Source organism: Streptomyces sp. NPDC022910 (assembly GCF_055561075.1).
Map to the genome: position 1 here is coordinate 14614 of NZ_JBVHHL010000028.1, position 25676 is coordinate 40289.

General features: G+C 71.6%; 29 protein-coding genes and 1 pseudogene. 16 read left to right on the plus strand and 14 right to left on the minus strand.

What is annotated here, in order from left to right; translation table 11 throughout:
• Positions 1-6: 6 nt before the first annotated feature.
• On the minus strand, positions 7-972 hold the full coding sequence (locus ACZ3TS_RS24840) for a pirin family protein (protein WP_467621670.1): 966 nt from the start codon (positions 970-972) through the stop codon (positions 7-9).
• 170 nt (positions 973-1142) lie between these two features.
• Between ACZ3TS_RS24840 and ACZ3TS_RS24845 the strand changes: the two genes are divergently transcribed.
• The 3 genes from ACZ3TS_RS24845 to ACZ3TS_RS24855 all read left to right on the plus strand — a co-directional run bounded on the left by ACZ3TS_RS24845 (position 1143) and on the right by ACZ3TS_RS24855 (position 2504).
• Complete coding sequence (locus ACZ3TS_RS24845) at positions 1143-1637, plus strand: MarR family winged helix-turn-helix transcriptional regulator (RefSeq protein WP_467621672.1); 495 nt, start codon at positions 1143-1145, stop codon at positions 1635-1637.
• Positions 1634-2077 (plus strand): MarR family transcriptional regulator, encoded by a 444-nt coding sequence (locus tag ACZ3TS_RS24850; RefSeq protein ID WP_467621673.1) that lies wholly within the window; start codon positions 1634-1636, stop codon positions 2075-2077. Before ACZ3TS_RS24845 ends, ACZ3TS_RS24850 begins: the two co-directional genes overlap by 4 nt.
• Before the next feature lie 79 nt (positions 2078-2156).
• The gene (locus ACZ3TS_RS24855; RefSeq protein ID WP_467621676.1) at positions 2157-2504 is read left to right on the plus strand and encodes a tetratricopeptide repeat protein; all 348 of its coding nucleotides are present in this window, start codon (positions 2157-2159) and stop codon (positions 2502-2504) included.
• 219 nt (positions 2505-2723) lie between these two features.
• On the opposite strand, the pseudogene ACZ3TS_RS24860 reads toward ACZ3TS_RS24855, so the two are convergent.
• Positions 2724-3314, minus strand: a pseudogene (locus ACZ3TS_RS24860) (PepSY domain-containing protein); the annotation flags it as partial.
• 104 nt (positions 3315-3418) lie between these two features.
• On the opposite strand from ACZ3TS_RS24860, the gene ACZ3TS_RS24865 reads away from it, so the two are divergent.
• Positions 3419-4081, plus strand: coding sequence for a peptide deformylase (locus tag ACZ3TS_RS24865; RefSeq protein WP_467621678.1), 663 nt, complete (start codon positions 3419-3421; stop codon positions 4079-4081).
• A 140-nt stretch (positions 4082-4221) separates the two neighbouring features.
• On the opposite strand, the gene ACZ3TS_RS24870 is transcribed toward ACZ3TS_RS24865, so the two are convergent.
• Positions 4222-5652 (minus strand): dihydrolipoyl dehydrogenase family protein, encoded by a 1431-nt coding sequence (locus ACZ3TS_RS24870; protein WP_467621680.1) that lies wholly within the window; start codon positions 5650-5652, stop codon positions 4222-4224.
• A 121-nt stretch (positions 5653-5773) separates the two neighbouring features.
• Here ACZ3TS_RS24870 and trxA point away from each other — a divergent pair, with 121 nt between their 5' ends.
• Positions 5774-6142, plus strand: a complete 369-nt coding sequence (gene trxA, locus ACZ3TS_RS24875) for a thioredoxin (RefSeq protein WP_467621683.1) — start codon at positions 5774-5776, stop codon at positions 6140-6142.
• A gap of 3 nt (positions 6143-6145) precedes the next feature.
• Here the strand turns inward: trxA and ACZ3TS_RS24880 are convergent, their stop codons facing one another.
• Both ACZ3TS_RS24880 and ACZ3TS_RS24885 read right to left on the minus strand, forming a co-directional pair.
• Positions 6146-7579, minus strand: coding sequence for an aldehyde dehydrogenase family protein (locus tag ACZ3TS_RS24880; RefSeq protein ID WP_467621685.1), 1434 nt, complete (start codon positions 7577-7579; stop codon positions 6146-6148).
• Between the two features lie 126 nt (positions 7580-7705).
• Positions 7706-8752 carry a LacI family DNA-binding transcriptional regulator gene (locus tag ACZ3TS_RS24885; protein WP_467621688.1) on the minus strand — a complete coding sequence of 349 codons (1047 nt, stop codon included), beginning with the start codon at positions 8750-8752 and terminating at the stop codon, positions 7706-7708.
• 146 nt (positions 8753-8898) lie between these two features.
• Between ACZ3TS_RS24885 and ACZ3TS_RS24890 the strand changes: the two genes are divergently transcribed.
• Both ACZ3TS_RS24890 and ACZ3TS_RS24895 read left to right on the plus strand, forming a co-directional pair.
• Entirely contained in the window at positions 8899-10326 is a 1428-nt protein-coding gene (locus tag ACZ3TS_RS24890; protein WP_467621691.1) for an amidase, read from the plus strand.
• Between the two features lie 26 nt (positions 10327-10352).
• Positions 10353-10583, plus strand: a complete 231-nt coding sequence (locus ACZ3TS_RS24895; RefSeq protein ID WP_467621694.1) for a hypothetical protein — start codon at positions 10353-10355, stop codon at positions 10581-10583.
• Positions 10584-10668: 85 nt separating this feature from the next.
• Here the strand turns inward: ACZ3TS_RS24895 and ACZ3TS_RS24900 are convergent, their stop codons facing one another.
• Both ACZ3TS_RS24900 and ACZ3TS_RS24905 read right to left on the minus strand, forming a co-directional pair.
• Positions 10669-11649 (minus strand): D-cysteine desulfhydrase family protein, encoded by a 981-nt coding sequence (locus ACZ3TS_RS24900; protein ID WP_467621696.1) that lies wholly within the window; start codon positions 11647-11649, stop codon positions 10669-10671.
• Positions 11650-11829: 180 nt separating this feature from the next.
• On the minus strand, positions 11830-11967 hold the full coding sequence (locus ACZ3TS_RS24905; RefSeq protein WP_467621698.1) for a hypothetical protein: 138 nt from the start codon (positions 11965-11967) through the stop codon (positions 11830-11832).
• Positions 11968-12340: 373 nt separating this feature from the next.
• On the opposite strand from ACZ3TS_RS24905, the gene ACZ3TS_RS24910 reads away from it, so the two are divergent.
• Positions 12341-13036, plus strand: coding sequence for an SDR family oxidoreductase (locus ACZ3TS_RS24910; RefSeq protein WP_467621700.1), 696 nt, complete (start codon positions 12341-12343; stop codon positions 13034-13036).
• Positions 13037-13063: 27 nt separating this feature from the next.
• On the opposite strand, the gene ACZ3TS_RS24915 is transcribed toward ACZ3TS_RS24910, so the two are convergent.
• The 3 genes from ACZ3TS_RS24915 to ACZ3TS_RS24925 all read right to left on the minus strand — a co-directional run bounded on the left by ACZ3TS_RS24915 (position 13064) and on the right by ACZ3TS_RS24925 (position 15451).
• Positions 13064-13669, minus strand: a complete 606-nt coding sequence (locus ACZ3TS_RS24915; protein WP_467621703.1) for a GOLPH3/VPS74 family protein — start codon at positions 13667-13669, stop codon at positions 13064-13066.
• A gap of 82 nt (positions 13670-13751) precedes the next feature.
• On the minus strand, positions 13752-14912 hold the full coding sequence (locus ACZ3TS_RS24920) for a YbfB/YjiJ family MFS transporter (protein WP_467621880.1): 1161 nt from the start codon (positions 14910-14912) through the stop codon (positions 13752-13754).
• A 236-nt stretch (positions 14913-15148) separates the two neighbouring features.
• Positions 15149-15451 (minus strand): muconolactone Delta-isomerase family protein, encoded by a 303-nt coding sequence (locus tag ACZ3TS_RS24925; protein ID WP_467621706.1) that lies wholly within the window; start codon positions 15449-15451, stop codon positions 15149-15151.
• Between the two features lie 140 nt (positions 15452-15591).
• Here ACZ3TS_RS24925 and ACZ3TS_RS24930 point away from each other — a divergent pair, with 140 nt between their 5' ends.
• Complete coding sequence (locus ACZ3TS_RS24930; RefSeq protein ID WP_467621709.1) at positions 15592-16515, plus strand: LysR family transcriptional regulator; 924 nt, start codon at positions 15592-15594, stop codon at positions 16513-16515.
• Between the two features lie 42 nt (positions 16516-16557).
• Here ACZ3TS_RS24930 and ACZ3TS_RS24935 read toward each other — a convergent pair whose 3' ends face one another.
• The 3 genes from ACZ3TS_RS24935 to ACZ3TS_RS24945 are packed head-to-tail and all read right to left on the minus strand — an operon-like array spanning position 16558 to position 17806.
• Entirely contained in the window at positions 16558-16935 is a 378-nt protein-coding gene (locus tag ACZ3TS_RS24935) for a zinc-binding dehydrogenase (protein WP_467621883.1), read from the minus strand.
• Positions 16842-17261: a hypothetical protein gene (locus ACZ3TS_RS24940; protein ID WP_467621712.1), complete on the minus strand. Its 420-nt coding sequence runs from the start codon at positions 17259-17261 to the stop codon at positions 16842-16844. The genes ACZ3TS_RS24935 and ACZ3TS_RS24940 overlap by 94 nt, the downstream gene beginning before the upstream one ends.
• Positions 17262-17299: 38 nt before the next feature.
• Positions 17300-17806: a winged helix-turn-helix transcriptional regulator gene (locus ACZ3TS_RS24945; RefSeq protein WP_467621715.1), complete on the minus strand. Its 507-nt coding sequence runs from the start codon at positions 17804-17806 to the stop codon at positions 17300-17302.
• 106 nt (positions 17807-17912) lie between these two features.
• Here ACZ3TS_RS24945 and ACZ3TS_RS24950 point away from each other — a divergent pair, with 106 nt between their 5' ends.
• The 3 genes from ACZ3TS_RS24950 to ACZ3TS_RS24960 all read left to right on the plus strand — a co-directional run bounded on the left by ACZ3TS_RS24950 (position 17913) and on the right by ACZ3TS_RS24960 (position 19920).
• Positions 17913-18617 (plus strand): SDR family oxidoreductase, encoded by a 705-nt coding sequence (locus ACZ3TS_RS24950; protein WP_467621717.1) that lies wholly within the window; start codon positions 17913-17915, stop codon positions 18615-18617.
• Between the two features lie 99 nt (positions 18618-18716).
• Positions 18717-19391, plus strand: coding sequence for an antitoxin (locus ACZ3TS_RS24955; RefSeq protein WP_467621719.1), 675 nt, complete (start codon positions 18717-18719; stop codon positions 19389-19391).
• An 82-nt stretch (positions 19392-19473) separates the two neighbouring features.
• The gene (locus ACZ3TS_RS24960) at positions 19474-19920 is read left to right on the plus strand and encodes a type II toxin-antitoxin system PemK/MazF family toxin (protein WP_467621721.1); all 447 of its coding nucleotides are present in this window, start codon (positions 19474-19476) and stop codon (positions 19918-19920) included.
• Between the two features lie 9 nt (positions 19921-19929).
• Here ACZ3TS_RS24960 and ACZ3TS_RS24965 read toward each other — a convergent pair whose 3' ends face one another.
• Positions 19930-20760, minus strand: a complete 831-nt coding sequence (locus tag ACZ3TS_RS24965; protein WP_467621723.1) for a TIGR02452 family protein — start codon at positions 20758-20760, stop codon at positions 19930-19932.
• A 300-nt stretch (positions 20761-21060) separates the two neighbouring features.
• On the opposite strand from ACZ3TS_RS24965, the gene egtA reads away from it, so the two are divergent.
• From egtA to egtD, 4 genes are read left to right on the plus strand one after another with little or no spacing between them, the layout of a single operon-like run.
• The gene (gene egtA / locus ACZ3TS_RS24970) at positions 21061-22377 is read left to right on the plus strand and encodes an ergothioneine biosynthesis glutamate--cysteine ligase EgtA (protein WP_467621726.1); all 1317 of its coding nucleotides are present in this window, start codon (positions 21061-21063) and stop codon (positions 22375-22377) included.
• Positions 22374-23690, plus strand: coding sequence for an ergothioneine biosynthesis protein EgtB (egtB, locus tag ACZ3TS_RS24975; protein ID WP_467621728.1), 1317 nt, complete (start codon positions 22374-22376; stop codon positions 23688-23690). The genes egtA and egtB overlap by 4 nt, the downstream gene beginning before the upstream one ends.
• A complete protein-coding gene (gene egtC / locus ACZ3TS_RS24980) occupies positions 23690-24481 on the plus strand; it encodes an ergothioneine biosynthesis protein EgtC (RefSeq protein ID WP_467621731.1) in 792 nt (263 codons plus the stop codon). The genes egtB and egtC overlap by 1 nt, the downstream gene beginning before the upstream one ends.
• Positions 24478-25440, plus strand: coding sequence for an L-histidine N(alpha)-methyltransferase (gene egtD, locus ACZ3TS_RS24985; protein WP_467621733.1), 963 nt, complete (start codon positions 24478-24480; stop codon positions 25438-25440). Before egtC ends, egtD begins: the two co-directional genes overlap by 4 nt.
• Positions 25441-25676: the final 236 nt, after the last annotated feature.

A 25676-nucleotide genomic window follows, 5' to 3' on the forward strand; every position in this document is an offset into this window, starting at 1 on the left:
CCCAGGTCAGCGCACTCGACCCCGCGGTTTCAGCGGCACCGGCGGGAGTTCGGGAGCGGACAGCCGACCGCCGTCGTAGCCGTGCACTTGACCGAAGCGGTCCCCCTCCATCCAGTCCTTCCGAGCCTCTTCGATTTCCTGCTGCGTCCGCCCGATGAAGTTCCACCACATGATCAGCTCCTCCTCGAACGGCTCGCCGCCCAGGAGCATCAAGCCCGCCTCCGACTCCGCCCGCAGCGGGAGTTCGGTGCGACCGCAGCCGAGGTAGAGCATCGAGCCCGGCAGGACCGGGACGCCGTCGACGTGGACCTCACCGGACATCGACAGGACCGCGTACTCGAAGTCCGTCTCCAAGGGCAGCCGTACGTCCGCACCGGCCTCCAAAGCCAGATCGGCGCCCACAACCGGCGTGTACGTCGTACCGGGTGACATCGCACCGTCGACCTCGCCGAGGATCAGCGTGGCCTTCAGGCCCGGTGCCGTGACCACGGGCAGCTCGGGGTGGTACTCGAAGCGCGGCTCGGTGTGCCGGTGGCTGTCCGGCAGGGCGACCCACAGCTGCGCGCCGTGCAGGAAGCGCGCGTGCGGCTTCGGGCTCTCCTCGGAGTGGCTGATCGCCCGGCCCGAGGTCATCAGCCCCAACTGGCGCGGCCGAATGGTCTGCAGGCTGCCGATCGAGTCGCGGTGCAGCACCTCGCCCTCGTGCAGCCAGCTGACCGTCTGCAGGCCCATGTGCGGATGCGGCGGGACCTGCATGCCGGGCTCTTCGGCGATGTCGTCAGGGCCGTAATGATCGACGAAGCACCACGCACCCACCATGCGACGGCCCAGGTTGGGCAGCAGCCGGCGGACCTCCGTCGCCTCGCCGAGCCGGACCCGGCGCGGACTGAGGAGCTCCCGCACCGGCTCTGCCACCACGAACCCGCGGCCACCGCACACGGCGGGCACCGCCTCGCGATCAAGATTGCTCATGCCGCCCAACCTAGCCCCGCGCAAGCGCCCGCGTCAGGCCATCCACTCGCCCGTCAAGGCGCTCTTGAATCGCACGTGACATCGAGTGTCGTAGTGATGAGCCTCCGCCCTTCACCGGCCCCGAACCGAAATAGCAGCCATGGCTATGATAGCCATGTATAGTATCTGCCATGAATGCAGCACCCGAGGGCGCAACGCCCGGTTATCTCGTCTGGCGGCTTTCCATGAAGTGGCGCGTAGCCGTCGACCGGGCCGTGGCTCCCCTGGGCCTGACACATGCCCAGTACTCGCTGGTCGCGACGCTGTTCGGCATGTACCGCTCCGGCCGGCGTCCCAGCCAGCGGCAGCTCGCCGACCACACCGGGCTCGAGGCGCTCTACGTATCGAAACTCGCCCGCGTCCTGGAAGCGGCCGGTCTCGTGGACCGGAACCGCGATCCGGCGGACCCCCGGGCCGTGCAGCTCTCGCTCACCGCGCACGGGCGCGAGGTCGCACGGCAGGCGATCCAGGTGGTCCAGCGGCTGCACGACCAGTTCCTTCTGCCCCTGGGCGGCCTCGACAGCGCCCGCACCAAGGAGTTCGTGCGCGAGCTGCGCACATTGCTCGACACACCGCTCGACCCGTCCGCCGCCGGCAGCGGCGGCATCGAAGAGGAGCAGTCATGACCAACCCCACGCCCGTCGTCAACGGTCAGCTCATAGGCCTCACGCACTACGCGAGCCGCGCTCTCCTGGAACGCGTCCTCGCCCGCACCGGCACCACCTTCACCCAGTCGACGACGCTCCGGAAGCTCGCGGACAACGGCGGGCACCTCGAGCGTGCCTCGCTCGTGGCCCTGGTGATCGAAGCACTCAAGATCGTCGATGAGAAGTCGGTCGACGCGGCCATCGAGAATCTCCTCGCCGACAAGCTGCTGGACGCGTCCGTCGACGGGCAGGTGTCGTTCACCAGCAGCGGCCGGGAGCTGTTGGAGGACATCCAGGCCGGCGGCAACGAGATCGCCTCCCGGCTCTACGCAGGCATCCCGCAGGAGGACATGGAGACCGCGGGGCGGGTGCTGTCGCTGGTTCTCGAGCGGGCGAACGCCGAGTCGGTGGCCGCGTAGCGCGCGCTCCTACGACCGACCGTAGTCGTGGAATATTCAACCATCAGGATCCGTTGTCGGCGCCGTGAGGAGGTCTCGAGTGGAGACGACGTACTACGACCACGGAGCAGCCGCGGAGCGCTGGGAGCGGGCGCGGATGTTCTTCGACGCCAAGGACTACTACGCCGCGGCACGGGTCCTGAAGGGGCTGGTCGCGGAGGTGCCGGAGCAGACCGGCCCGCGGCTGCTGTTGGCGCGCGCCTACTACCACTCGGCCCAACTGCGCGGCGCCGAGGCTGAGTTGACCACCATCGTGGAGCGCGACCCGGTGGAGCACTACGCCCGGCTGCTGCTGGGGCGCACTCTCCAGCGTCAGGGGCGCCACGACGAGGCGGAGCCGCATCTGCGGATCGCCTCGGCGCTCGTCGGCGACTTCGCCGAGGTCTGACCCTAGGAAATCGGGTGCTCGGAGAAGAGTGAGGACACCGACGGCCCGTGCCCGGTTCATCCGGGCACGGGCCGTCGTTCACGAGAAGGCCGTCGGCCTCGCTCAGCGCCTCGAGGGCCTGGACCTCCAGCTCGCCCTGTCCGCGCCGCCGGGATCCCCGGCGCGCATCGTGGCGCTGTCCCATGACCGTCGCCCTCCGGCATCCGCTATCGGACCACGCTACCCGGCCTGTTGGGTGCGCCTGCCCCGCCGGTGAGCGATCTCGCCGAGGACGACGTCCACCACGAGGAAGGCCGCCAGCGGGACGCCGAGCAGCGGCACGAAGTAGCCGAGGACCGCAACGGCCGCCATGCACGGCACGAGGATCTGCGGCGGGACCTGCTGCCAGGCGCCGCGCGGGATCGGCCGTCCGAACGCACCCGCCCGGCCACGCGGCCACCACATGCGACAACCCCACACGCTCAGCAGGGCCAGGGAGAGGGCGAGGGCCATGAGGGCGATCTGGTTGACGATCCCGAAGAGGACGCCGGTGTGCAGGTCGATGCCCCAGCGGGTCAGCTTGGCGAGCACGGGGTAGTCGGCGAACCGCAGCACGTCGGTGACCTCGCCTGTGGCCGGGTCGACGGCGACCGAGTCCTGTTTCTCGGGCCAGCTGCGCTGGACCTGCTTGACGACGTACGCGGAGGACGCGTCGGCGGGCGGGACGATCTCGACGGGATCGGTGAGGCCCTTGGCGCGGGCGGCGGCGAGGACCTTGTCGAGGCCCACGCCGTGCTCGCCACCGCCGCCGGCCGCGGAATCGTGCGGCGAGCTTCGTGACGTGCGCCACAAGTCCGCCCCGAGCGCGGTGACATCTGCCACAGGAACACCCGGCCGACCCGGCCGCCTCACGCTCCGCCTGTCATGCTGGCGCGATGCCATCCGAAGTCGACCGCACGAACCCCAACGACCGCCCGATCGCCGACCGGGTCGATGAACTCCTGGCCGCCGGTGGCCCGTTGCCGATCGTCGCCGCCGGTGACCCGGTGCTGCGCCGTGGCACCGAGCCGTTCGACGGCCAGTTGCCGCCCGCGCTCCTGGCCCGCTTCGTCGAAGCCCTGCGCGAGACGATGCACGCGGCTCCGGGCGTGGGGCTCGCGGCGCCGCAGGTCGGGGTCGGGCTGCGGATCGCGGTCATCGAGGACCCGGCACCTGTGCCCGAGGACATCCGCCTCGCGCGCGGGCGGGTGCCGCAGCCCTTCCGGGTGCTCGTCAACCCGTCCTACGAGGCCGTCGGCACCGAACGGGCCGCGTTCTTCGAGGGCTGTCTGAGCGTTCCGGGCTGGCAGGCCGTGGTGGCCCGGCACACCCGGGTGCGGCTGCGGGCGCAGGACGAGCACGGGGCCGTCGTGGACGAGGAGTTCACCGGTTGGCCGGCGCGCATCGTCCAGCACGAGACGGACCATCTGGACGGCACGCTCTATCTGGATCGCGCGGAGTTGCGCTCGCTGTCGTCGAACGAGGAGGTGGCGGCGCGGTGGGCGCAGCCCACGCCCGAACAGGCGGCCGCGGCGCTGGGGTTCGGGCTGCCCGGCTGAGGAGACCCACGACGGTGAAGGCGCCCCCGGCGTGCGTTGCATGCCGCGGGCGCCCTGCCGTCCTCAACGGGTCGGCGGGATGTCGGGTGCGGCCGTAGGGGTTGTCGGCCGTTCCTCCGGTCGTGTGTTTTTCGTCGGTGTCAGCCCCGGTAGGCCTCCAGCAGGCGCAGCCACACCTCGCTGATCGTCGGATACGACGGCACCGCATGCCACAGGCGGCTGACCGGCACCTCGCCCGCCACCGCGATGCCGGCGGAGTGGATCAGTTCGCCGACGCCGGGTCCGACGAACGTGACGCCGAGCAGGGTCTCGCTGTCCAGGTCCACGATCATGCGGGCGCGGCCGCGGTAACCGTCGGCGTACAGGCCCGCCCCCGCGACGTGCGAGAGGTCGATGTCGACGGCCCGCACCCGGTGGCCCGCCTGCTCGGCCTCCGCGAGGGACAGGCCCACGGCCGCCGCTTCCGGGTCGGTGAAGACCACCTGCGGGACCGCCGCGTGGTCGGCGGTCGCGGAGTGGGCGCCCCAGGGGTCCGTCTCCAGCAGCGGGACGCCCGCCGCCCGGGCCGCGATGGCCGCGCCGGCGATGCGTGCCTGGTACTTGCCCTGGTGGGTGAGGAGTGCGCGGTGGTTGACGTCGCCGACCCCGTAGAGCCACTCGCTGCCCGTCACCCGCAGCGTGTCGTCGACTGCAAGCCAGGAGCCGGGCTCCAGGCCGACGGTTTCGAGGCCGATGTCCTCGGTCCGGGGTGCCCGGCCGGTGGCGAAGAGGATCTCGTCCGCCTCGATGCGGTCGCCGGCGTCCGTGACGACCACGAGGGTGCCGCCCTCGCGCCGTACCGACTCGACCGAGGTGCCGGTGCGTACGTCAGCGCCCGCCTCCGTGAGTGCCTCGGCGACCAGTTCCCCGGCGAAGGGCTCCATGCGCGACAGCAGGCCCTTGCCTCGGACCAGGACGGTCACCTGGGAGCCCAGGGCCTGCCAGGCCGTGGCCATCTCGGTCGCGACCACGCCGCCGCCCACGACGACCAGCCGTCCGGGGACGGTCTTCGAACTCGTCGCCTCGCGGCTCGTCCATGGGTTCACCTCCGCGAGTCCCGGAAGGTCGGGCAGCAGGGCGCGGCTGCCGGTGCACACGGCGACCGCGTGCCGGGCGGTGAGCACGTGCTGCTCGCCGTCGGGGCCGGTCACCGTGACCGTGCGCGGCCCGGCCAGCCGGCCCCGGCCCCGGTACAGGTCGGCCCCGATGCCGTCCAGCCAGGCGACCTGGCCGTCGTCCTTCCAGTGCGACACCTCGTAGTCTCGGTGGGCCAGGACCGCGGGGGCGTCGAGGGGGCCCTGGACCAGATGGTCGAGGCCGGGGACGCGGCGGGCGTCGGCGCGGGCGATCACCGGGCGCAGGAGGGCCTTGCTGGGCATGCACGCCCAGTACGAGCACTCGCCGCCGACCAGTTCGCTCTCCACGACCGCGGTGGAGAGGCCGGCCGCACGGGTGCGGTCGGCGACGTTCTCCCCCACGGGCCCGGCACCGAGCACCACGACGTCGTAGGCGATGGATTCCGTTTCCGTCATGGGGACAGTCTGGTTGTTGGTGTGCGCCATGGCCACACGGGTACGCGCGCGGAATACATGACCCTGTGTCGCCGTTGTGGACAGCGGCTCAGCCCCGACACCAGGAAGAGGGAACAACGCCATGAGCAGCACCGTGGAGCTCACCAAGGAGAACTTCGACCAGACGGTCCAGGACAACGACTTCGTCCTGATCGACTTCTGGGCCTCCTGGTGCGGGCCGTGCCGTCAGTTCGCCCCGGTCTACCAGAAGGCCGCCGAGGAGAACCCGGACCTTGTGTTCGGCAAGGTGGACACCGAGGCGCAGCCGGAGCTGGCGGCGGCTTTCGGTATCCAGTCGATCCCGACGCTGATGATCGTGCGGGACCGGGTCGCCGTGTTCGCGCAGCCGGGTGCCCTGCCGCAGGCCGCCCTCGACGACGTCATCGGGCAGGCCCGCAAGCTGGACATGGACGAGGTGCGCAAGGCGGTCGCCGAGCAGAACGGCGAGTGACGCCTAGAAGGGGTACGTCGCCACCTCTGCGCGCACCGTCGTCCAGCGCAGGTCGGTGAAGGCATCCAGATTGGCCTCGCCGCCGAAGCGGGCGCCGGTCCCGGAGGCGGCTCTCCCCCCGAAGGGTGCGACGGCCTCGTCGTTGACGGTCTGGTCGTTGATGTGGGCGATGCCCGTGGGGATGCGTTCGGCCAGCTCGAGGCCGCGCGCGGTGTCCCTGGTGACGATTCCCAGGGAGAGGCCGTACGGCCCTGCGGATGCGAGGGTGGCGGCCTCTTCCGCCGTGTGGAAGGCACGCACGGGCGCGACCGGCCCGAAGACCTCCTCCGTGTACGCGGGCGTGGCGTCGTCGGCGCCCGCCAGCACCGTCGGGCGGTAGAACAGGCCACGGTGCGTGCCGCCCGCCGCGAGCTTTGCCCCGCGGGCGGTGCTCGCCTCAACGAGCCCCAGGATCCTCTCGAGTTGGGTGCCGTCGATGAGCGGGCCGAGGTGCACCTGTTCGCGGTACGGATCGCCGACGACGAGTGAGTCGGCCTCGGCCGCGAGCCGTTCGACGTACTCCCCGTACAGCGACGTGTGGACGAGGTGACGGCCCGTCGTCATGCAGAGCTGGCCCTGGTGGAAGAAGGATCCCCGGGCGGCGGCGGAGATCACCGTGTCGAGGTCCGCGTCCTCCAGGACGATCAGCGCCGAGTTTCCGCCGAGCTCCAGATGGGCCCGCTTGAGGTGGCGTCCGGCGGCCTCCCCGACCGCGCGGCCGGCGGCCGTCGACCCGGTGAAGGAGATCACCGGGATCCGCGGGTCGGCGACCAGTTCCTGGCCCACGTCGGCCTCGCCCGGCAGCACGTGCAGCAGGTCCTCGGGCAGTCCTGCCTCGGCGAACACGGCTGCCAGGCAAAGACCCCCGCAGACGGCGGTGCGCGGATCCGGCTTCAGCAGGGCGGCGTTGCCGAGCGCGAGTGCCGGTGCGACCGAACGGATGGCGAGGATCAGCGGGGCGCTGAACGGCGCGATGACGCCCACCACGCCGACGGGGACACGGTGCGTGTACGACAGCCGGTGTGCTTCGGAGGGCAAGACCTGGCCGGTGGGGCGGGACGCCAGTGCCGCCGCCTCGTAGCACTCCTGCGCGGCGACGTGCAGCTCGAAGTCGGCCTTGTCCGGGACCGAGCCGGATTCACGCACGAGCCAGTCGCGCAGTTCCCCGGCGTGTGCGGCGAACAGGTCGCCGGCCTTGCGGAGCACGGCGGCGCGGTGGAAGTGCGGGGCCTTGGCCCAGGGCACCTGGGCGAGGTGGGCGGCCCGAGCGGAGATCGCGACGTCCAGTTCGGACGCGAGCGTGACGGTGCCGAGCGTGTCGCCGGTGGCCGGCTCGGTGACGACGTACTCGGCGCCGGTCAGGTGGTGGGACTGCCAGGACTTCGGGTCGAGCAGCATGACGGCTCTCCGATCGGTCGCCGGGCGGTCATCACGGCGTGAAGGCAACTGCCGCGGGACACCGCGTCCTCGCCGCCCGGTTCGGCTGCCGGGCGAGCGTGGGCGCGTACGCCGCGTCTTCGGAGCTCAGCTCGATTCCCGGTGCACGATCCGCGCTCCGAGCACCTCATGCACCTCCGGCACTCCTCCAGGATCGCGCACCAGGCGGTCGACCAGCTCGGCGAGGTCACGTCCGGACGGCAGTTCGATATGGACGGTGCTCAGCCGCGGCCGCAGCAGCCGCCCCAGCATCAGGTCGTCGGCGCCGACCACGGCCGTATCGTCCGGGATGCCCACGCCCTCGTCCTGCAGGGCACGCATGAGCAGCATCGCGTACTCGTCGTTGTACGCGAAAACGGCGTCCAGGCCCAGTGAGCGCCAGCGCGCTGCGAGCCGGGCGGCGGCCTCCTCCTCGTACGCGAGCGGCAGCTCTGTGACGGTCGCCGCCGTACCCTCCAGGGCCCGCCGCACCCCTTCGAGCCGGGGTGTGGAGAAGAACTCCAGGCCGGACTCCCGCGGGACGACCACACCGACCCGGCGGCGCCCCCTGGCCAGCAGGTGCACCCCGGCGCTGTGCCCGACCCCGTCATGGTCCAGGAGCAGCGCGTGGGCCCCCTCGACATGTTCGGGGCCGAGCGTGACGACGGCGCGCGCACCGGAACGCTTGAGGACGTGCACGCCCTGCGGGCCGAGGCCACCGCCGGGCACGATGACCGCGACCGGCCGCAGTTCGGCCCAGGCGCGGGCGGCCTCGTCGCCGTGCAGTCCGATGCTGCCGTACTGCACGACCGTGTAGTCGAGACGGCTGAGGGCCCACTGCAGTTCGTTGAAAAACTGACTGTAGAGCGGGCCGACCGGCACGTTCGGGGAGGGCATGAGCACCATGCGGCTGTGTCCGGCGCGCAGACTGCGGGCGGCCGCGTGCGGGACGTACCCGAGCTCCTCCGCGGCCTCGTGGACGCGGCGGCGCGTGGGTTCGCTGATGCGTACGGCGCTGGTGTTGTTCAGGACGTACGACACGGTCGCTCGCGAGACACCGGCCAGACGTGCCACATCGGCACTCGTCGGCACAGCAGGTGGCGCGGGCGACGAGGGGGCGGGCTGTTCCGGTGGCTGCACCATGACATACCGCATCTTTGCAGAACGACCGCAAGGGAACGCCGCCGGGTGCGGACGGGGTCGCAACGCCCGCTCTCACAAGGGAAGTTGCGCATCCGCTACCGGGCGGCGCGGCCACAGGTTACCGTTCGGTAGACGACGGACTCGCGGAGGTGTCCCCCATGGCTTCCGACCGCACTCCCGCACTGGCCGAGTGCGCCCGTGCACTCGCCGCGGGTGAGGTGACATCGCGCGAGGTGGTGGAGCGCGCGCTGGCCCGGATCGAGGCGGCCCAGCCGTCGGTGAACGCGTTCCGCCTGGTGCGCGCCGAAGCCGCGCTCGCCGAGGCGGAGGCCGCCGACAGGGAGCTGGCGGCCGGGGTGCGCCGGCCGCTGCTCGGGGTGCCGGTGGCCGTCAAGGACGACATGGACGTGGCGGGCGAGCCGACCGCGTTCGGCTGCCCGGGGGAATTCCCGGCGGTGGCCGAGGACGGCGAGGCGGTACGTCGGCTGCGAGCGGCCGGGGCCGTGATCGTCGGCAAGACCAACACCTGTGAGCTGGGCCAGTGGCCCTTCACCGAGGGGCCCGCCTTCGGCGCCACCCGCAACCCCTGGAACCTCGGCCACACCCCCGGTGGCTCGTCCGGCGGGTCCGCTGCGGCGGTCGCCGCGGGCCTGGTGCCGGCCGCGCTCGGATCGGACGGCGCCGGGTCGGTCCGTATCCCCGCCGCCTGGACGCATCTGGTGGGCATCAAGCCTCAGCGCGGCCGGATCTCGACCTGGCCGAGCCCCGAGTCCTTCCATGGCATCACGGTCAATGGCACGCTCGCCCGCACGGTCGCGGACGCGGCGCTGCTCCTGGACGCGGCGAGCGGCAACCACGACGACGACCTGCACCGGCCGCCGGCGCTCGACGTCTCGGCCGCAGTGGGGCGCGACCCGGGCCGGCTGCGGATCGCGCTCTCACTGAAGCCGCCGTTCACGGCGTTGCCCGCCCGGCTCGATCCCCGCGTACGGGAGCGGGTGCTCACGCTCGCGGAGCGGCTGGCCGCGCTCGGGCACGTCGTCGAGGAGGCGGAACCGCGGTACGGGCAGATCGGGCTGACCTTCGTGCCGCGGGCGACCGCCGGCGTGGCTGACTGGGTGCGCGTCGTACCCCGCCCGGACCTGCTCGATCGGCGCACCCGCGACGCCGCACGCCTGGGCCGGCTGCTCGGCGGGGCTCCGCTGCGCGTGGCGCGGCGGGCTGAGGCGACGCTGCACCGGCGCGTGGGGGCGCTCTTCACGACGTACGACGTCATCCTCGCGCCGACGACGGCCGCTCCCCCTCCGCGTATCGGAACGCTGGCGCACATGAACGGCTGGAACACGGATCGCGCGATGATCGCCGCCTGCCCCTACGCATGGCCGTGGAACGTGCTGGGCTGGCCCGGCGTGAACATCCCCGCGGGCTTCGTCGACGAAGGGCTGCCGGTGGGTGCGCAGTTGCTCGGCCCGGCTGGCAGCGAGCCGCTTCTGGTGTCGCTTGCCGCCCAGTTGGAGGCGGACCTCGGGTGGCACGAGTTGTGGCCGCCGCACGGAGCCGCCACGGACGCACGGGCCGTGTCGTAGGCGTGTTCGGGCCGTACGCTGTGACCATGGACGATGCGTCGATGGTCGGCTTGATGGGGCGTGTCACCGGTACCGTCGGGCCCGGGCTGGTCGGCGAGGTGATCGTCCGGGTGCGCGGCGGCGCCGACCACGACCTCCTGCCGGGCCCCTGCGTCGGCGAGCGGACCGGCCTGGCGCGCCTTGGCGGCCGCCTTGTCGCGCTCGGCCTGATAGCCGGCCTGCAGGATCTCGTCAAGGTGGAGACGGACGAGGGGTGAGTCCTTGCGCGCTGAGGCACTGACGCTTCGGGCGTACGGGCGTTGGGTTCCGTACGCCCGACGCACGTTCTGCTCCGGGACAGGTTCAACCGGCCCGGTAGGCGTGCAGCGCCGCCACCGAGCGGCGTACGGTCTCGGCGTGTCCGAACAGCCCCGGAAGTCCGCCGGTGTGGAGGAGCACGGTGCGCTCGCCCCGGCGGATGTGGCCGTCCCGGACGGCGGCGATGAGTCCGGCCATGGCGCGTCCGCTGTAGACGGGGTCCAGGACGATCCCTTCCGTGCTGGCTGCCGTCCGCATCGCTTCCAGGACGGGGTCGTGAAGGACTCCGTATCCGGCACCCACCTGGTCGGTGCGGATACGCAAGGAGTCCGGGCCGATGCTGCGGTGGGTGAGGACACTCGCGAGGTCGGCCACCGTGAGGGCCGGCTCGGTCACCGCTCCGCAGTGCACGCCCAGGACGCGCCGCTCCCCCAGTGCGCCGATCAGTCCGGCCATGGTGCCGCCTGAACCGAGCGCCACCACGACGTGGTCCAGCGCGGGAAGTTGGGCTTCGAGTTCCTCGCCGGCCTCGACGTATCCCCGTGCCCCCAGAGGGCTCGAACCCCCGAAGGGGATGAGGTAGGGGCGGGCCCCGTCGCCGCTCAGCCGTCGGCAGACGTCGTCGGCGACATCGGCCAGGGTGCTGGGATCGCCGTCTCCGGCCCAGAAGATCCTCGCCCCGAAGAGGCTGTCGAGCACCAGGTTCCCGGTGCCGTTCGCGGCGCCGTCGGGTGTGCCGGGAAAGACGAGCACGACGTCGAGTCCCAGGCGGGCCCCCGCAGCCGCCGTGAGCCGGGCATGGTTGCTCTGTGCCGCACCGGTGGTGACCAGCGTGTCCGCGCCTTCCGCCAGGGCGGCACCGACGGTCCACTCCAGCTTGCGGACCTTGTTGCCGCCGCCTCCGAGGCCGATGAGGTCGTCCCGCTTGATCCAGAGGTCTTCCTCGCCCAGCCCCAGGGCCGCCGCCAGCCGGGGCACGGGTTCCAGCGGAGTCGGCCACGTCGAAAGGGCGATCTTGTCACTCACGGAATCTCCAGGCTCGGTGGCGCCGGAACGCGTCAGAAGACCTGCGCGAAACAGCCGAAGGCGATCACAACCACCGCGATGATCGACGTCAGGATCTTAAGGCTCTTGGGTGTCTTCATGGGAATCCCAGGTTCGGAGGGTTCGAGGAGGCCGACCGCGGCGCAGCGGCGACCGCTCGGCTCACAGACAGGTGCGTACGAGCCACTCGTCGGCGTTGGAGGTGTTCTTCGCCGGATCCGGCACCGTGGCCGGCCTCTCTTCCACCATGTCTTCAAGGCGAATGCGCTCCGGAAGCTTCCCGAAGCGTGCACGGCGCATGGCCGCCTCTGCAAAGTCCGGACGCTGCTTCTCGTCTTCCCGGGTCTTACCGCTCTCCTCTGCTTGATCGTGGACCGAAGCCGTCTGGAAACGGAGGCTGCGTCCGCGATCCTCCGTGGGAACCGTTCCCGGTTCGTCTGGTGACGATGTTGACAGGTCGATGCGTCACCAGTCAAGACGGTGACAGGTGGACGCGATGGCTGAGCTGTTCACGGAAGAGGCCCTCTTCCAGGGCTTCGGCCCCGAACGGCTTCATCGACGACTGAAGGGCTTCATCGGCGGCTTGCACCCGCGCCCCTGACGTTCCACGGGTGCAGACCGTCGTGCCGCGCGCGATGGTGGTCTGGGGACAGTGCGGACCGAAGGAAGAGCGATGGACATCAATGGATCGGTAGCCCTGGTGACGGGCGCGAACCGCGGTATCGGCAAGGCGTTCGCCCGCGCCCTGCTCGACCACGGCGCGGCCAAGGTCTACGCCGCCGCGCGGGACCCGCAGAGCGTGGAAGCCAAGGACGTCACGCCGTTGCGTCTGGATGTCACCAAGCACGACGAGGTCGCCGCGGCCGCCGCCACGGCGGATGACGTCACCATTGTGATCAACAATGCCGGCGTCGGCGGCTGGGAGACCAAGCTCCTCGAAGGCTCCTTCGACGGTGCCCACGAGGCGCTGGAGGTCAACTTCTTCGGCACCTGGGCCGTCGCCCGCGCCTTCGCTCCCGTCCTGGCCCGAAACGGGGGCGGTGCACTGGTGAACATGTTGTCGGTGGCCTCCTGGGTCGGCCGGTCCGGCTGGCCGGGGTACGCGGCGTCCAAGGCGGCCCAATGGTCGTTGACCGGCGCGCTGCGCGAGGGCCTGCGCGACCAGGGCACCCTGGTGGTCGGAGTGCACGCCGGCTTCGTGGAGACGGACCTGGCCGCCTGGGCGGACTCACCGAAGATCACTCCCGAGGACGTCGCCGAGCAGACCATGCGCGCCCTGGCAGAGAACCGGGTCGAGGTCCTCGCCGACGAGCGCACGAGGGAGGTCAAGGCGAACCTGTGCCGCCCCCTCGACGCCGAAGCCCTCTGAAGGCCCGGCGACCGCCTGCCGTGCGCCTCACGGGCCACGCCAGATGTTGTCGAAGGCAGCCTTCTCGATGGCTCGCCGTTGTCGTACGGCGGTCAGTTCCGTCACCGCGTCGTCGACGGCGGCCAGGACCGTCGCCAGGGCCTCGTCGGTCTCGTCCGGCAGTACACCCGCGGGCGCGTCGCGGATCCCGATGGTCGCGGCGAGAGTCGCGAGGACCGGCTCGTCGGCGACCCACCGGTCCGTGGCCTGCCGCCGGGCCGGGGAATCCACCAGCGCCGCTTCGCCGGTCCTGGACGGCAGCCAACGGCGGCGTTGCCGCGTGAACCGACCCTCCTCCTCGAAGGCGGCGAGGTAGGCCGAGGACAGGTCACGCCCTCTGCGCCACAGCCAGTCCTCCACCGACTCGTAGGGCATCTGCCGGACGAGTGAGGACGCGGCCTCCTGCAACAGGCGGTCGTCCGTCACCGGTGGGTCGGCCGGCACGATGAGGTCCCCGTCCAGGGTGATGGCCCGGGCCTCGATGAGGTCGACCAGTTCGGCTCCCGCGAGCGAAAGCGAGAGATCACCCGGTTCGGCAGGACGGCCCGGGGCAGCGTCCAGGGCGACGATCAGCAGGTCCCGTGCAGTGGTCATGCGTGGCTCCACGTCAGAGGCTTCGGTGGCAGTACGTCGCTGAGCGGACCGCCCCGACAGCCCCGACAGTAGCGCGGCCGGCTCAGGTGCGGTCGGTCGGCGCCGGAAAGGCGTCCACCGGTGCGGCCCGGTCTGCGGGAACGCTGTGCCGTACGACCGCCATGTGGTGCGGGAAGCCGACACGCAGCACGCCGGCGGCGAGGGCGGCGGCGAGCACCACCGCGCCGGCCAGGATCAGGGCCTCGTGGTAGCCGTGGTGGAGCAGCGGGGCCACGACCAGCGGCCCGAGGACCTGGCCCACGGAGTATCCGGTGGTCAGCAGGGCGACGGAGCGCGGGTACTGCAGATGGGCGCCCGCGGCCAGGGCGAGGGTGCTGACGCCGATGAAGGTGGCGCCGAACAGGACCGCTGAGACCAGTGCCGCCGCCACTCCCCCGAGCAGGGCCGGCAGGGCGATGCCCACCGCCTGGATGACGAGTGCGGCCAGCAGCAGGTCGGGACGGGACCAGCGGCGTCCGAGGCGGGCCCACAGCGCCGAGGACGGCACGGCCGCCAAGCCCACCAGCACCCAGGCGCCGCTGCCGATCCAGCCCGGTGAGCTCTGCCCGATCGCGGCGACGAGGAAGGTGCCGGCGACGATGTAGCCGATGCCCTCCAGGCTGTAGCTGACGAACAGGGCGCCGAACCAGCGGTGTGCGCGCGTCCTCGGCCGGTTGGCCATGGCGTCGGCGGCGGGTGCGGGCGTGTCCTCGGGGCGCAGGTTCCAGGAGACGGCGGCGAGGAGCGCGCAGAGTGCGGCCGAGGCCCACCAGGCGGCCTGCCAGTCGGCGACGGTGCGCAGCACGAGGACCAGCAGTCCGGACAGGGCGATTCCGGCGCCCACTCCGCCGAAGGCCCAGCCGGGCAGGTGGGCGGGGTGCTCCCTCAGGTGGCTGAGGAGGGAACTCACCGCGATGACGAAGATCAGAGCGCTGGCGATGCCGGCCAGCAGCCGCAGCACGAGCCAGGCGGCGGTGCCGTGCGTGGCGGACATCCCGGCCAGGGCGACGGTCAGCACGATCAGACAGCCGCGCAGGACGAGGCGTGAGCGGACCAGCGCAGGGGCCAGGATGCCGGTGAGGGCCCCGACGAGGTAGCCGACGTAGTTGGCGGTGGCGAGGTTCGCGCCCGCGCTTGCGGACAGCCCGGCTTGGGCGTGCATCAGCGGAAGGATCGGTGTGTAGACGAACCGGCCGACCCCCATGCCTGCCGCGAGCGCCGCGGCGGCTCGGGCGACGTGGCCCCAGGGCGAGTGCGACGAGGGGTCTGTCCCGGCGGGTGCCGTGTCTTTTCCGGCCGGTGAAGGGCGCTGGATTCGCGCACGCATGACGAAGTCCTCGGGGTGACTGTTCAGGGGCCGATGTCTGCGGGCGTGGCCTGCCCTCGCACCCTTCGCGGACGTGTCACGGGGTGGCGGTCGGATGCCCGGTGGAGCAGGGGTCAGGACGTGGAATCGGTGCGGCCCGGGTCGTTGGGGTGCGATTCGAGGGCCGTGACGGTGAGGGTCATCCACGGGCGCAGCGGCAGCGTGCCGAGGACCTTCTCGTGCAGTTCCTCCTCGTCGGCGGCGCGCCAGATGCCGTAGCTGCGCATCTCGCCGACCGGACGCCACAGCCGTACGAGGTTGCCGGTGGCGGCCAGTTCTCCGGCGCGGACGGCTTCGGCGGCGCGACGGCGGTCGACCTCCGCCTGGCTGGTGCCCTCAGGAACCACGGTGGTGATCTCGACCAGGAACTCTCGCATGGTCTTCTCCAAGAAGGTGGGCGCTCCGGGATGTCGGAATGCCGGGGCGTTGCGATGACCCCATCGTGCGCCCGTCACCAGGCAGAACGCCACGACCGGTTGGCTCGCTGCTGGTAGGCGCAGCCTCCCACCGACGTAGCATGGCGAGCGTGGAACTGCGCCAACTACGGTACTTCCTCGCGGTCGCCGAGGAGCTCAACTTCGGCCGGGCCGCCGAGCGGCTGCTGATCGCCGGCCCTTCCCTGTCACAGCAGATCAAGGCGCTCGAACGCGACCTCGGTGTACGGCTGTTCGACCGGGACCGCCGTTCGGTGTCCCTCACCCCGGCCGGAGCGGCCCTGCTCCCGCACACCCGCGCCCTGGTGGAACGGGCCGACGACCTCAAGCGCCGCGCCGGCTGCCTTGCCGGATCCGCGACGGTACGGCTCGGTTACGTCAACTGGCTGCCCCCGGACCTGACCGCCCGTACCGCCACCGTGGCCCAGTTGCACGTCGACGCCTGGGTCGCGCCCTCCCACACCCAGGCCGCCCGGGTCGCCGACGGCAGCCTCGACGTGGCCGTGTGCTGGATACGAACCGAGGAACTGAAGCGCCTGGGCCTCAAGGCCCGGCTCATCGGCGCGGACCGGCTGTACGCCGTTTCGAGCGGCGACGACGACACCGACGTGCGGGTGCGGGACACGACCGCTCTCCTCGACGCGGACACCACGTCCTGGGCGTCCTGGAACACCTTCGCCCGGCGGCTGTGCGAGGACACCGGCGCTCGTGCCGTCCGCATCACCGACGGCGGCGTCACCGGTCCCGCGTTCTTCGACCACGTCCGCCGCAGCCGCCGTCCGGTGGTCAACTCTCCCAAGGGCCAGAGCACTCCCCTGCCGCCCGATCTGGTGCGTCGCCCCCTGATCGCGCCGAAGGTCTACTGGACCTGGTCCTTGGTCTGGCGCGGCGATGACGAGCGCGCCGCGGTCCGGGCCGTGGTCGACGCGCTGACCGAGGGGGTGGGCGACCTGGGCATCCACACCCCGGACGCCTGGCTGCCCGACGACGACGTCCACAAGGTTTGAACCAACCAAGGTGCCGCGCCCGCGCCTTGGACCGCAGGTGCCTCAGGAGGCGACGTCGAGGACCACGCGGAAGCGGGCCTTGCCGGAGAGCATCCGCTCATAGGCGTCCATCGCCCGCTCGAACGGCATGGTTTCCGTGGCGGGCCGGATGCCGTGCGCGAGGCTGTAGGCGAGGTTGTCCTCGTTCTGGACGGACGACCCGGTGAGGCTGCCGGTGATGGTGCGCGTGCCGAAGATCAGGCTCGCCGTGGACACGGTGACGGGGTCGGGCGCGGCGCCGACCACGACCAGCTTCCCGCCCGGTGCCAGGCCGTCGACCAGAGGGCTCACGGAGGAGCCGCTCGCGGCGGTGGCGACGATGAGCGCCGCTCCGCCCAGGTCGCGCAGCGCCGCGGCGGGGTCCTGGCTGGTGCTGTCGATGTATTCGTGGGCGCCAGCTCCCGCGCCGGCTTCTCCTTGTCACTCCCCCGCGCGATGGCGGCGACGCGGTGGCCGAGACTGCGGGCGTACTGCAGGGCGAGATGGCCCGGTCCGCCGATGCCCTGGACGGCCACCAGGGCACCCGCCCGGGTGGATTCCTGCTGGAGGGCGATGACCGTGGTCAGGCCCGCGCACAGCAACGGCGCGGCCTCGACGGCGGTCAGGCCGTCGGGGATGCGGACGAGCCCGCTGGATCGCGCGTACACCACCTCGGCGTAGCCGCCGTCGAGGGTGGTTCCGGTCTGGCCCGAGCCGGCGGCAGGCACCCGTCAACCGGACGGCAGCCACCGACCGCCTCCGGCTGTCAGCCGGACAGCTCACCCTCCCCCGCCTGCGCCGACACACGGGCAGCGTCCCTCAGTACGAACTCCACATCCGCGACATCGACGGCCGTGCCGCTGCCGTCCACGAACGCGACATCCAGGAGCTGCAACGTCGTACGGCTGCGACGCAGGGCGCTGGGTCCGTCCGCGGGCGGGCGATGCCGGTCTCCCCACTGCTGAAGCGCGCCGAGCACCACCGTCAGGTCGCGCCCGGCCGGGGTCAGGTGGTAGTCGAAGCGAGCCCGCCGGCCCGGCTCCCGGTAGGCGCGGCGTTCCATGACGCCGGCCTCCACCAGTGCCCCCAGACGTTGCGTCAGCAGGTCGGTGGCGACACCGAGGGCCTCACGGAAGTCGCTGAAACGGGTCGCCCCGGCTGTGGCCTCCCGAATGATGAGCAAGGTCCAGCGATCCCCGAGGAGCGCCAGGCTGCGCTCGATCGAGCAGCGGGGCCGGTCGGGCGTGATCTCGGGTCGCTTCGCTCTGGCCATACGACCAAACGTACATGCCTTGGATAATCCAAACCACGTGTTAGCTTGGATAAACCAATTCAGCTCGAGGCGGGATCGACCCGTCCCGGAGTCAAGGAGCCGACCCATGCGCATCAATGGAGAAACAGCTCTGGTCACGGGTGCCAACCGGGGGATCGGCGCGGCCCTGAGCCGGGCCCTGCTCGACCGCGGTGCCGCGAAGGTGTACGCGGCGGTGCGCCGGCCGGAGACCGTGACCGATCCCCGGCTCACACCGCTCCACCTGGATGTGACCGACCCTCACAGCATCGCGGCGGCTGCGGAGTCGGCCCAGGACGTCACCATCGTGATCAACAACGCCGGCCAGGGCAGCGGCGGCACGCAGCTCCTGGACGGGGACCTCGACGCGGCCCGCACGACCATGGAGGTCAACTACTTCGGCACCTGGTCGGTCTCCCGTGCGTTCGCCCCGATCCTCGCGGCCAACGGCGGCGGGGCACTGGTCAACGTCCTCTCCGCGGCCTCCTGGTGGGCGATGGAGGCGGCACCCGGCTACGCCGCCTCCAAGGCGGCCCAGTGGTCGCTGACCAACGCGCTCCGTCAGGGTCTGCGCAAGCAGGGGACACTGGTCGTGGGCGTGCACTGCGGCTTCGTCGACACCGACCTCAGCGCGGGGGTCGACGCCCCCAAGATCGGGGCGGACGAGGTGGCCGAGCAGACGCTGCGTGCGCTGGAGAACGACGCGGACGAAATCCTCGTCGACGACTTCACCAGGCGGACCCGTGCCGCGCTCGCCGGAGGGATCGCGGGCCTGCACGACATCGGCTTCTGACCCGGCCGTCCCCCTACGTCAACGGGCCGGGGGCGGCACCGTAACGCCCCGCCGACCAGGCATGTTGGTGCGGTGAAGGGGGCGGTGAGACCATGGCGTGTGACCCTTGGTGTACCGCTGGGCCTGCGGGGGTCGAGATCCAGTCGGGCGTTCACGCTGATCCCGCTGGGTCTGATCGCCGCCGTGTGCACGGTGGACATCCTGGCACCGCCGGACATCCACCTGGGTCCCCTGCTGGTCGCGACTCCCGCCATCACCGCCGCGTTCGCCGGCCCTCGTCCGACGACGCTGAGCGGCATCCTGGCCGTCGGAGCCCAGATCCACATCGGCGTGGCACGCGGTGTGTTCACCACGGAGAACATCCAGGCACAAATCGCCGCTCTGATACTCGTCACGGCCCTGATCGTCGCGTTCCGCAGCTTCACTGCTCCACGACGACCTCACCGCCCACGCTCATCGCCGGCTCACCGACGATGTCGCAGCGGTGGCGATCAGGCGCTGGTGTCCGTGAGGCGCAGCGGATGCGGTCCTGGCCAGGGACCCCGATGCTGGAGGAAGGGGGAAAACCGCAAGGAGGCCACGATGTCCGTGATGGACAAGCTCAAGCGGATGCTGAAGGGCCACGAGGAGCAGACGCGCAGGGGCGCCGACAGGGCGGGCGACTACGTCGACGAGAAGCCCCAGGGCATGACCGGTCAGGTCGACAAGGGCCCGGACGCACTCAGGGAACAGATGCGGTCCCAGCAGGACCGGGACAACCCGCCCCAGCCGTAGCGCTGAGGCGACGAACTGACGCGGCTTCAGGACCGTCGACCCGCTCGACGAGGGCCGACGGCGACGCTCTAACGTGAGCCGCGTGACTGCCTTTGCCGACGAAGAGATCCCCGGCCGCTACGGCCACTCCGCGACCACCGAGGCCGACCCCCGCGAGGTGGGGCGGGTGCGGACCGAGTACTCCCCCGCACACGACGGCGACCCGGACCCCGGGGAGATCGTATGGACCTGGGTGCCGTACGAGGAGAACGACGGGCGTGGCAAGGACCGCCCGGTCCTCGTGGTCGCCCGAGAGGCGGCCGGCACCCTCCTCGCCGTGCAGTTGTCCAGCAAGCGGCACGACGGCGACCGGGAGTGGGTGCCGATCGGCAGCGGGCCCTGGGACCGGTCGGGGCGCGACTCATGGGTGGACGTCGACCGCGTCCTGCGGCTGCACGAGGACGGGATGCGGCGCGAGGCATGCGCGCTGGACCGGATGCGGTTCAACCTCGTCGTGCACCGGCTGCGGGAGCGGTACGGCTGGAACTGAGCACCGGGGTCACGGAGCGCACACGTCCGCGAAAGCGCGTTCGAAAGCAGTCCTCGTCGTCGCCCTCGGCATACGGTCGAGCACGGCGAAGACGACCTCCTCGAAGTACCCCTCGAACCGCCCCTTGACCAGCAGGTCACGGAACGCCCCGGCCACCTGCGCCGGGTCGTTCCGGAACACTCCGCAGCCCCATGCGCCCAGCACCAGCCGCCGGTAGCCGCAGACGGTCGCCGTCTCCAGGACCCGCTCGGCCCGTGCCGCCAGGGCGCCCGGCAACTCGGAACCGCGTTCCGGCGCCCTGCGCACCACCACCCCCGCGTTCGGTGCCGCCGCGGTCAGGAAACCGGCCGTGTACGGCTCGTCCAGCAGACGTCCGCCATCGTCACGGAAGACGGGCACGGCGGGTGAATGGATGACGCGGTCCGTGTAGAAGGGGTCACGGTGCGTCCGGTGATGATCGTAGAAGTCCCTCACCTCACGGACGCACGCGTACAGCGCGGAGGCCCGGCACAAGGCCTCTTCCTGTGCCTGAGCGCCGTTCAGAAAGCCGCCACCCGGGTTGCGCGCGGAGGCGAAGTTCAGCACGGCCACCGGTTCACCCGAACGGCCGATGAGGCGTCGGGCCGCTTCCAGGCTGCTCTCTCCGGTCACCTCGAAGGCCGTGGTGACCGGCACGGCCCGCGGCGTTTCCACCGGGTCCGGTCCGAACATCCGCGTGCCGGTGCGCGCGGCATCGACCGCCGCGGCGATGGTCACCGTACGTCCGTCGGACGTGCGGTAGGCACCGGCCGCGACGATCTCCTCCGTCCGCCGCGCGATCCCACGCAGGCGCGCGCTCACGGCGCCACCCCCGTGGGCGCCGTGAGAGCGTCGCGCACGGCCTCGTCCGGCGCACCGCCGGTCTCCCCCGTCGTGCTCATGAACGCATGGTGAGCGATCCTGGTCGTACGCCGCAACGGAGTTTCCCGGCCCCGAGAACAACCGATTCCGCCCCGACGAACAGGAAGCAAGTACACCGGAAAGCGGCACTGTGCACCCTTGTGCGAAGCCACGCGAGGGGCTTGGGTGGGACGAGCGATACCGGCCCGGACGATCAGACACCGGGTCGGAGGCATGGTGGAATCTCAGGAGGATCCCGACATGTCCGATTCGGTGAGTGACTGTACGGAGCGCCGCTCCGCCGTCACCGACGCCGAGGTGGAGGCGCTGGTCCGCGGCATCTGTTTCAAGACCGGGCCGCCCCGCTCGATCGGTGTCGAGGTGGAATGGCTCGTCCACGAGCTGCGGAAACCGTGGCTCCCGGTACCACCCGAACATCTCCGAGCGGCCTACACCGCTCTGCGGTCCCTGCCCTTGCGTTCGGCCCTCACCGTCGAACCCGGCGGCCAGCTGGAGCTCAGCTCCGCTCCGGCCGCCTCCCTGATGGAGTGCATAGGGACCGTCTCCGCCGACCTCGACGCGGTCCGCGCGCTGCTGAGCGAAGCGGACATAGGTCTCAGCGGCTACGGCCACGATCCGTGGAACCCGCCCCGCCGCTACCTCCATGAGCCGCGCTACGACGCCATGGAGCGCTACCTCGACCGCACCGGCCCCGAGGGGCGGTCCATGATGTGCTCGTCCGCCTCGGTCCAGGTGTGTGTGGACGCCGGCTACGAGGAGCCGGGCCCCCTCGGGCACGGGCGGCGCTGGTGGCTGGCGCACCAGCTGGGAGCGGTACTGGTCGCCGCGTTCGCGAACTCGCCGCTGTCCCGGGGCCGGCCCACGGGCTGGCGCTCGACGCGGCAGTCCCTGTGGGCCGCCATGGAGCCGGGGCGCAGCAGCGCTCCGCCCCTCGGCGGCGACCCGCGCGCCGCGTGGGCCCGGCATGTGATGGACGCGCCCGTGATGTGCGTCCGGGCCGAGTCCGGTCCCTGGCGTGTGCCGGACGGCCTGAGCTTCCGGGACTGGACCCGGTCCGCCGAACCGCCCGACCGCCGCGACCTCGACTACCACCTCACGACCCTGTTCCCGCCGATACGGCCCCGCGGCCATCTCGAACTCCGCATGATCGACGCCCAGCCGGGCGACGACGGGTGGATCGTGCCGCTCGCCGTGACGACCGCGCTCTTCGACGACCCAGAGGCTGCCGAGACCGCCTACCGGACCGTGAAACCCCTCGCCGAGCGGGCGGGTTCGCTGCCGGCTCCGTGCAATCCGCTGTGGGTCGCTGCCGCCCGCGACGGTCTCACCGACCCCGAGCTGCACGAGGCCGCCGTCGCCACTTTCGCGGCCGCGGCCGAGGCGCTGCCCCGGCTCGGTGCCACCGACGGCGTCCGGCGTGCCGTCGCGGAGTTCACCGACCGCTATGTGGCCCGGGGCCGCTGCCCGGCCGACGATCTGCTGCTCGAGCTCCACGGGAAGGACACCCGTTCCGGCGGGGAGGACACCCGGTTCCACGGGAAGGACATCCGCACATGACCGACGACCTGTCACCGACAGACCCCGACAAGCTCCGGGAGCGCGCGCTGGACGCGCTGACCACGGCCCGCGACCGCACCGCGCTCCTGACCACCTGCGTCGACGAATCCGACCTCATGGCGCAGCACTCCCCGCTGATGTCGCCCCTGGTCTGGGATCTGGCACACATAGGCAACCAGGAAGAGCTGTGGCTGCTGCGGACGGTCGCGGGACGCGAGGCCATGCGACCCGAGATCGACGGAATATACGACGCTTTCGAGCACCCGCGCGCCGAGCGGCCCTCGCTCCCGCTGCTGCCGCCCGAGGAGGCCCGCCACTACGCCGCCGAAGTGCGCGGCAGGGCCCTGGACGTGCTGGAGCGCACCCGATTCGAGGGACGGCGCCTGACCGAGGCGGGCTTCGCCTTCGGCATGATCGCCCAGCACGAACAGCAGCACGACGAGACGATGCTGATCACCCATCAGCTCCGCAAGGGGCCCCAGGCGCTCACGGCTCCCGACCCGGCCCCCGTGCCCGCGTACACCGGACCGTCCGAAGTCCTCGTCCCCGGCGGCCCGTTCACCATGGGCACCTCGACCGAGCCATGGGCTCTGGACAACGAACGGCCCGCACACGAGCGTCTCGTTCCCGCCTTCTACATCGACGCCGTCCCGGTGACGAACGCCGCCTACCAGGCGTTCATCGAGGACGGCGGCTACGGCGACGAGCGCTGGTGGACCCCGGAGGGTTGGGCCCACGTCCAAACCCACGGCCTCGAGGCCCCGCTGTACTGGCGCCGCGAGGGCGGGCAATGGCTCCGGCGGCGCTTCGGCGTCACCGAGGTGGTACCGCCCGACGAACCCGTCCTGCACGTGTGCTGGTACGAGGCGGACGCCTACGCGCGTTGGGCGGGGCGCCGACTGCCCACCGAGACCGAGTGGGAGAAGGCGGCACGGCACGACCCCGAAGCGGGCCGCTCCCGGCGCTACCCGTGGGGCGACGCCGACCCGACACCCGAGCACGCCAACCTCGGCCAGCGTCATCTGCGGCCCGCGCCGGTCGGCAGCTACCCGGCGGGCGCCTCACCGCTCGGCGTACGGCAGTTGATCGGTGACGTGTGGGAGTGGACGGCGAGCGACCTGCTGCCCTACCCGGGGTTCACGCCGTTCCCGTACAAGGAGTACTCGGAGGTGTTCTTCGGGCCCGAGTACAAGGTGCTGCGCGGCGGATCGTTCGCCGTGGACCCGGTGGCCTGCCGCGGCACGTTCCGCAACTGGGACTACCCCATCCGGCGGCAGATCTTCTCCGGGTTCCGCACGGCCAGGGACGCCTGATGTGCCGTCACCTCGCCTTCCTGGGACCCGAGGAGCCGCTCGGCCGACGCCTCGTGGAGCCCCGGCACAGCCTGTACCGGCAGTCGTGGGCACCGCGGAAGCAGCGCCATGGGACGGTCAACGCCGACGGTTTCGGAGTGGGCTGGTACGCCGAGGGGGATCCGGTGCCGGCCCGCTACCGCCGGATGGGGCCCATCTGGAGCGACCCGTCCTTCGCCGATCTGGCGCGGGTCGTACGCTCGGGCGCGTTCCTGGCCGCCGTACGTGACGCCACTGAAGGGTGTGCCGCCGGAGAGGCCGCTGCGGCCCCGTTCGCCGCGGGCAGTTGGCTGTTCAGCCATAACGGGGCCGTGGCCGGATGGCCCCGTTCGGTCGCCGGCCTCACCCGGACGCTTCCGCCCGCCGAGCTGCTGTCGCTGGAGGCGCGCACCGACTCGGCGCTCGTGTGGGCGCTCGTGCTCAACCGGCTGCGCACCGGTGACGAGAGCGGTCAGGCGCTGGCCGACACCGTGCTGGAGATCGCCGCCGCGGCTCCCGCATCCCGGCTCAACCTGCTGCTCACCAACGGCGAGACGATCACCGCGACCGCGTGGGGCGACACACTCTGGTACCTCACCGAGCCCGGCCACCACACCGTCGTGGCCTCCGAACCCTACGACGACGACCCGCACTGGCAGGAGGTGCCCGACCGCACGCTGCTCGCGGCCACGCGCACCGACGTCCTGCTGACCCCGCTCAAGGACCTCCACGACGACATGGCATCCGCACCACCCGAGGAGCCCAGCACGTGAGCCCGTTCCATCTCACCCGCACCCTTCCCGAGGACGCCACGGACGCCGCGCTGCGCGCCGACGTGCTGCACGGCCTCACCCACATGCCCAAGACACTGCCGCCGAAGTGGTTCTACGACGCGCACGGCAGCGACCTGTTCGAAAAGATCACCGAGCTGCCCGAGTACTACCCCACGCGCGCCGAGCGGGAGATCCTGATCGCCCGCTCCGGGGAGATCGCGGCCGCGACCGGCGCCCGCACGATGGTCGAGCTGGGCTCCGGCTCGTCCGAGAAAACCCGGTACCTGCTGGACGCGCTGACGGGGCTGGACACCTATGTGCCGGTCGACGTGAGCGAGAGCGCACTCACCCAGGCGGGGCACGCGCTGATCGCCGAACGGCCCGGTCTGAACGTCCACGCGCTCATCGCCGACTTCACCGCCGGCCTCACCCTTCCGGACACGCCGGGGCCGCGGCTCGTCGCGTTCCTCGGCGGCACGATCGGCAACCTGGTGCCGGCCGAACGGGCGGCGTTCCTCACGTCCGTACGGTCCCTGCTGGCACCCGGGGACGCGCTGCTGCTCGGCACGGACCTGGTGAAGGACGAGTCGGTGCTGGTGGCGGCCTACGACGACGCGGCCGGGGTGACGGCCGAGTTCAACAAGAACGTGCTGGCCGTGGTCAACCGCGAGCTGGGCGCCGACTTCGACCTCGACGCGTTCGCGCATGTGGCCCTGTGGGACGCCGGGAACGAGTGGATCGAGATGCGGCTGCGGGCACGTACGGCGCAGAGCGTGAAGATCCCCGCGCTCGACCTGGCGGTCGACTTCGCGGAGGGCGAGGAACTGCGCACGGAGGTGTCGGCGAAGTTCCGCAAGGACGGTGTACGTAGCGAACTGGCCGCTGCCGGGCTTGAGTTGGAGCACTGGTGGACGGACGCGGAGGGGAGGTTCGCGCTGTCGCTGAGCGTGGCGCGCTGAGGAGCGGCACGTCCCGGGCGTACGACGGTCCAGGGCAGGCGCCCGTCGGCGGCGATGACGTCTTCGAGTATCCCGCTTCGCGAGGCGGCGAGCGCGACGTCGCGGCGGGCAGCCTGACGGAGGGAGGCCGCCCGGCGTGTCGTCCAGGTGCAGGCCGCCCGCGGCGCGGTGCTCTGCTCGCCGTCGCGGCGCACCCGCAGCCCGCTGGGCGCGAGCCCGTCATTGCCGAGGGCCGC

Bases quoted from the DNA above. Each gene is read 5' to 3' on its own strand.
- ACZ3TS_RS24905 (WP_467621698.1), bottom strand. From the start codon at position 11,967: ATGCGCCGTGCACGCTTCGGGAAGCTTCCGGAGCGCATTCGCCTTGAA.
- ACZ3TS_RS24925 (WP_467621706.1), bottom strand. From the start codon at position 15,451: ATGCGAGAGTTCCTGGTCGAGATCACCACCGTGGTTCCTGAGGGCACC.
- egtC (WP_467621731.1), top strand. From the start codon at position 23,690: ATGTGCCGTCACCTCGCCTTCCTGGGACCCGAGGAGCCGCTCGGCCGA.
- ACZ3TS_RS24845 (WP_467621672.1), top strand. From the start codon at position 1,143: ATGAATGCAGCACCCGAGGGCGCAACGCCCGGTTATCTCGTCTGGCGG.
- trxA (WP_467621683.1), top strand. From the start codon at position 5,774: ATGAGCAGCACCGTGGAGCTCACCAAGGAGAACTTCGACCAGACGGTC.
- ACZ3TS_RS24930 (WP_467621709.1), top strand. From the start codon at position 15,592: ATGGCGAGCGTGGAACTGCGCCAACTACGGTACTTCCTCGCGGTCGCC.
- egtA (WP_467621726.1), top strand. From the start codon at position 21,061: ATGTCCGATTCGGTGAGTGACTGTACGGAGCGCCGCTCCGCCGTCACC.
- ACZ3TS_RS24895 (WP_467621694.1), top strand. From the start codon at position 10,353: ATGGACGATGCGTCGATGGTCGGCTTGATGGGGCGTGTCACCGGTACC.
- ACZ3TS_RS24910 (WP_467621700.1), top strand. From the start codon at position 12,341: ATGGACATCAATGGATCGGTAGCCCTGGTGACGGGCGCGAACCGCGGT.
- ACZ3TS_RS24880 (WP_467621685.1), bottom strand. From the start codon at position 7,579: ATGCTGCTCGACCCGAAGTCCTGGCAGTCCCACCACCTGACCGGCGCC.
- ACZ3TS_RS24865 (WP_467621678.1), top strand. From the start codon at position 3,419: ATGCCATCCGAAGTCGACCGCACGAACCCCAACGACCGCCCGATCGCC.
- ACZ3TS_RS24920 (WP_467621880.1), bottom strand. From the start codon at position 14,912: ATGGGGGTCGGCCGGTTCGTCTACACACCGATCCTTCCGCTGATGCAC.
- ACZ3TS_RS24840 (WP_467621670.1), bottom strand. From the start codon at position 972: ATGAGCAATCTTGATCGCGAGGCGGTGCCCGCCGTGTGCGGTGGCCGC.
- ACZ3TS_RS24950 (WP_467621717.1), top strand. From the start codon at position 17,913: ATGCGCATCAATGGAGAAACAGCTCTGGTCACGGGTGCCAACCGGGGG.
- ACZ3TS_RS24885 (WP_467621688.1), bottom strand. From the start codon at position 8,752: ATGCGGTATGTCATGGTGCAGCCACCGGAACAGCCCGCCCCCTCGTCG.
- ACZ3TS_RS24850 (WP_467621673.1), top strand. From the start codon at position 1,634: ATGACCAACCCCACGCCCGTCGTCAACGGTCAGCTCATAGGCCTCACG.
- ACZ3TS_RS24915 (WP_467621703.1), bottom strand. From the start codon at position 13,669: ATGACCACTGCACGGGACCTGCTGATCGTCGCCCTGGACGCTGCCCCG.
- egtB (WP_467621728.1), top strand. From the start codon at position 22,374: ATGACCGACGACCTGTCACCGACAGACCCCGACAAGCTCCGGGAGCGC.
- ACZ3TS_RS24890 (WP_467621691.1), top strand. From the start codon at position 8,899: ATGGCTTCCGACCGCACTCCCGCACTGGCCGAGTGCGCCCGTGCACTC.
- ACZ3TS_RS24945 (WP_467621715.1), bottom strand. From the start codon at position 17,806: ATGGCCAGAGCGAAGCGACCCGAGATCACGCCCGACCGGCCCCGCTGC.
- ACZ3TS_RS24870 (WP_467621680.1), bottom strand. From the start codon at position 5,652: ATGACGGAAACGGAATCCATCGCCTACGACGTCGTGGTGCTCGGTGCC.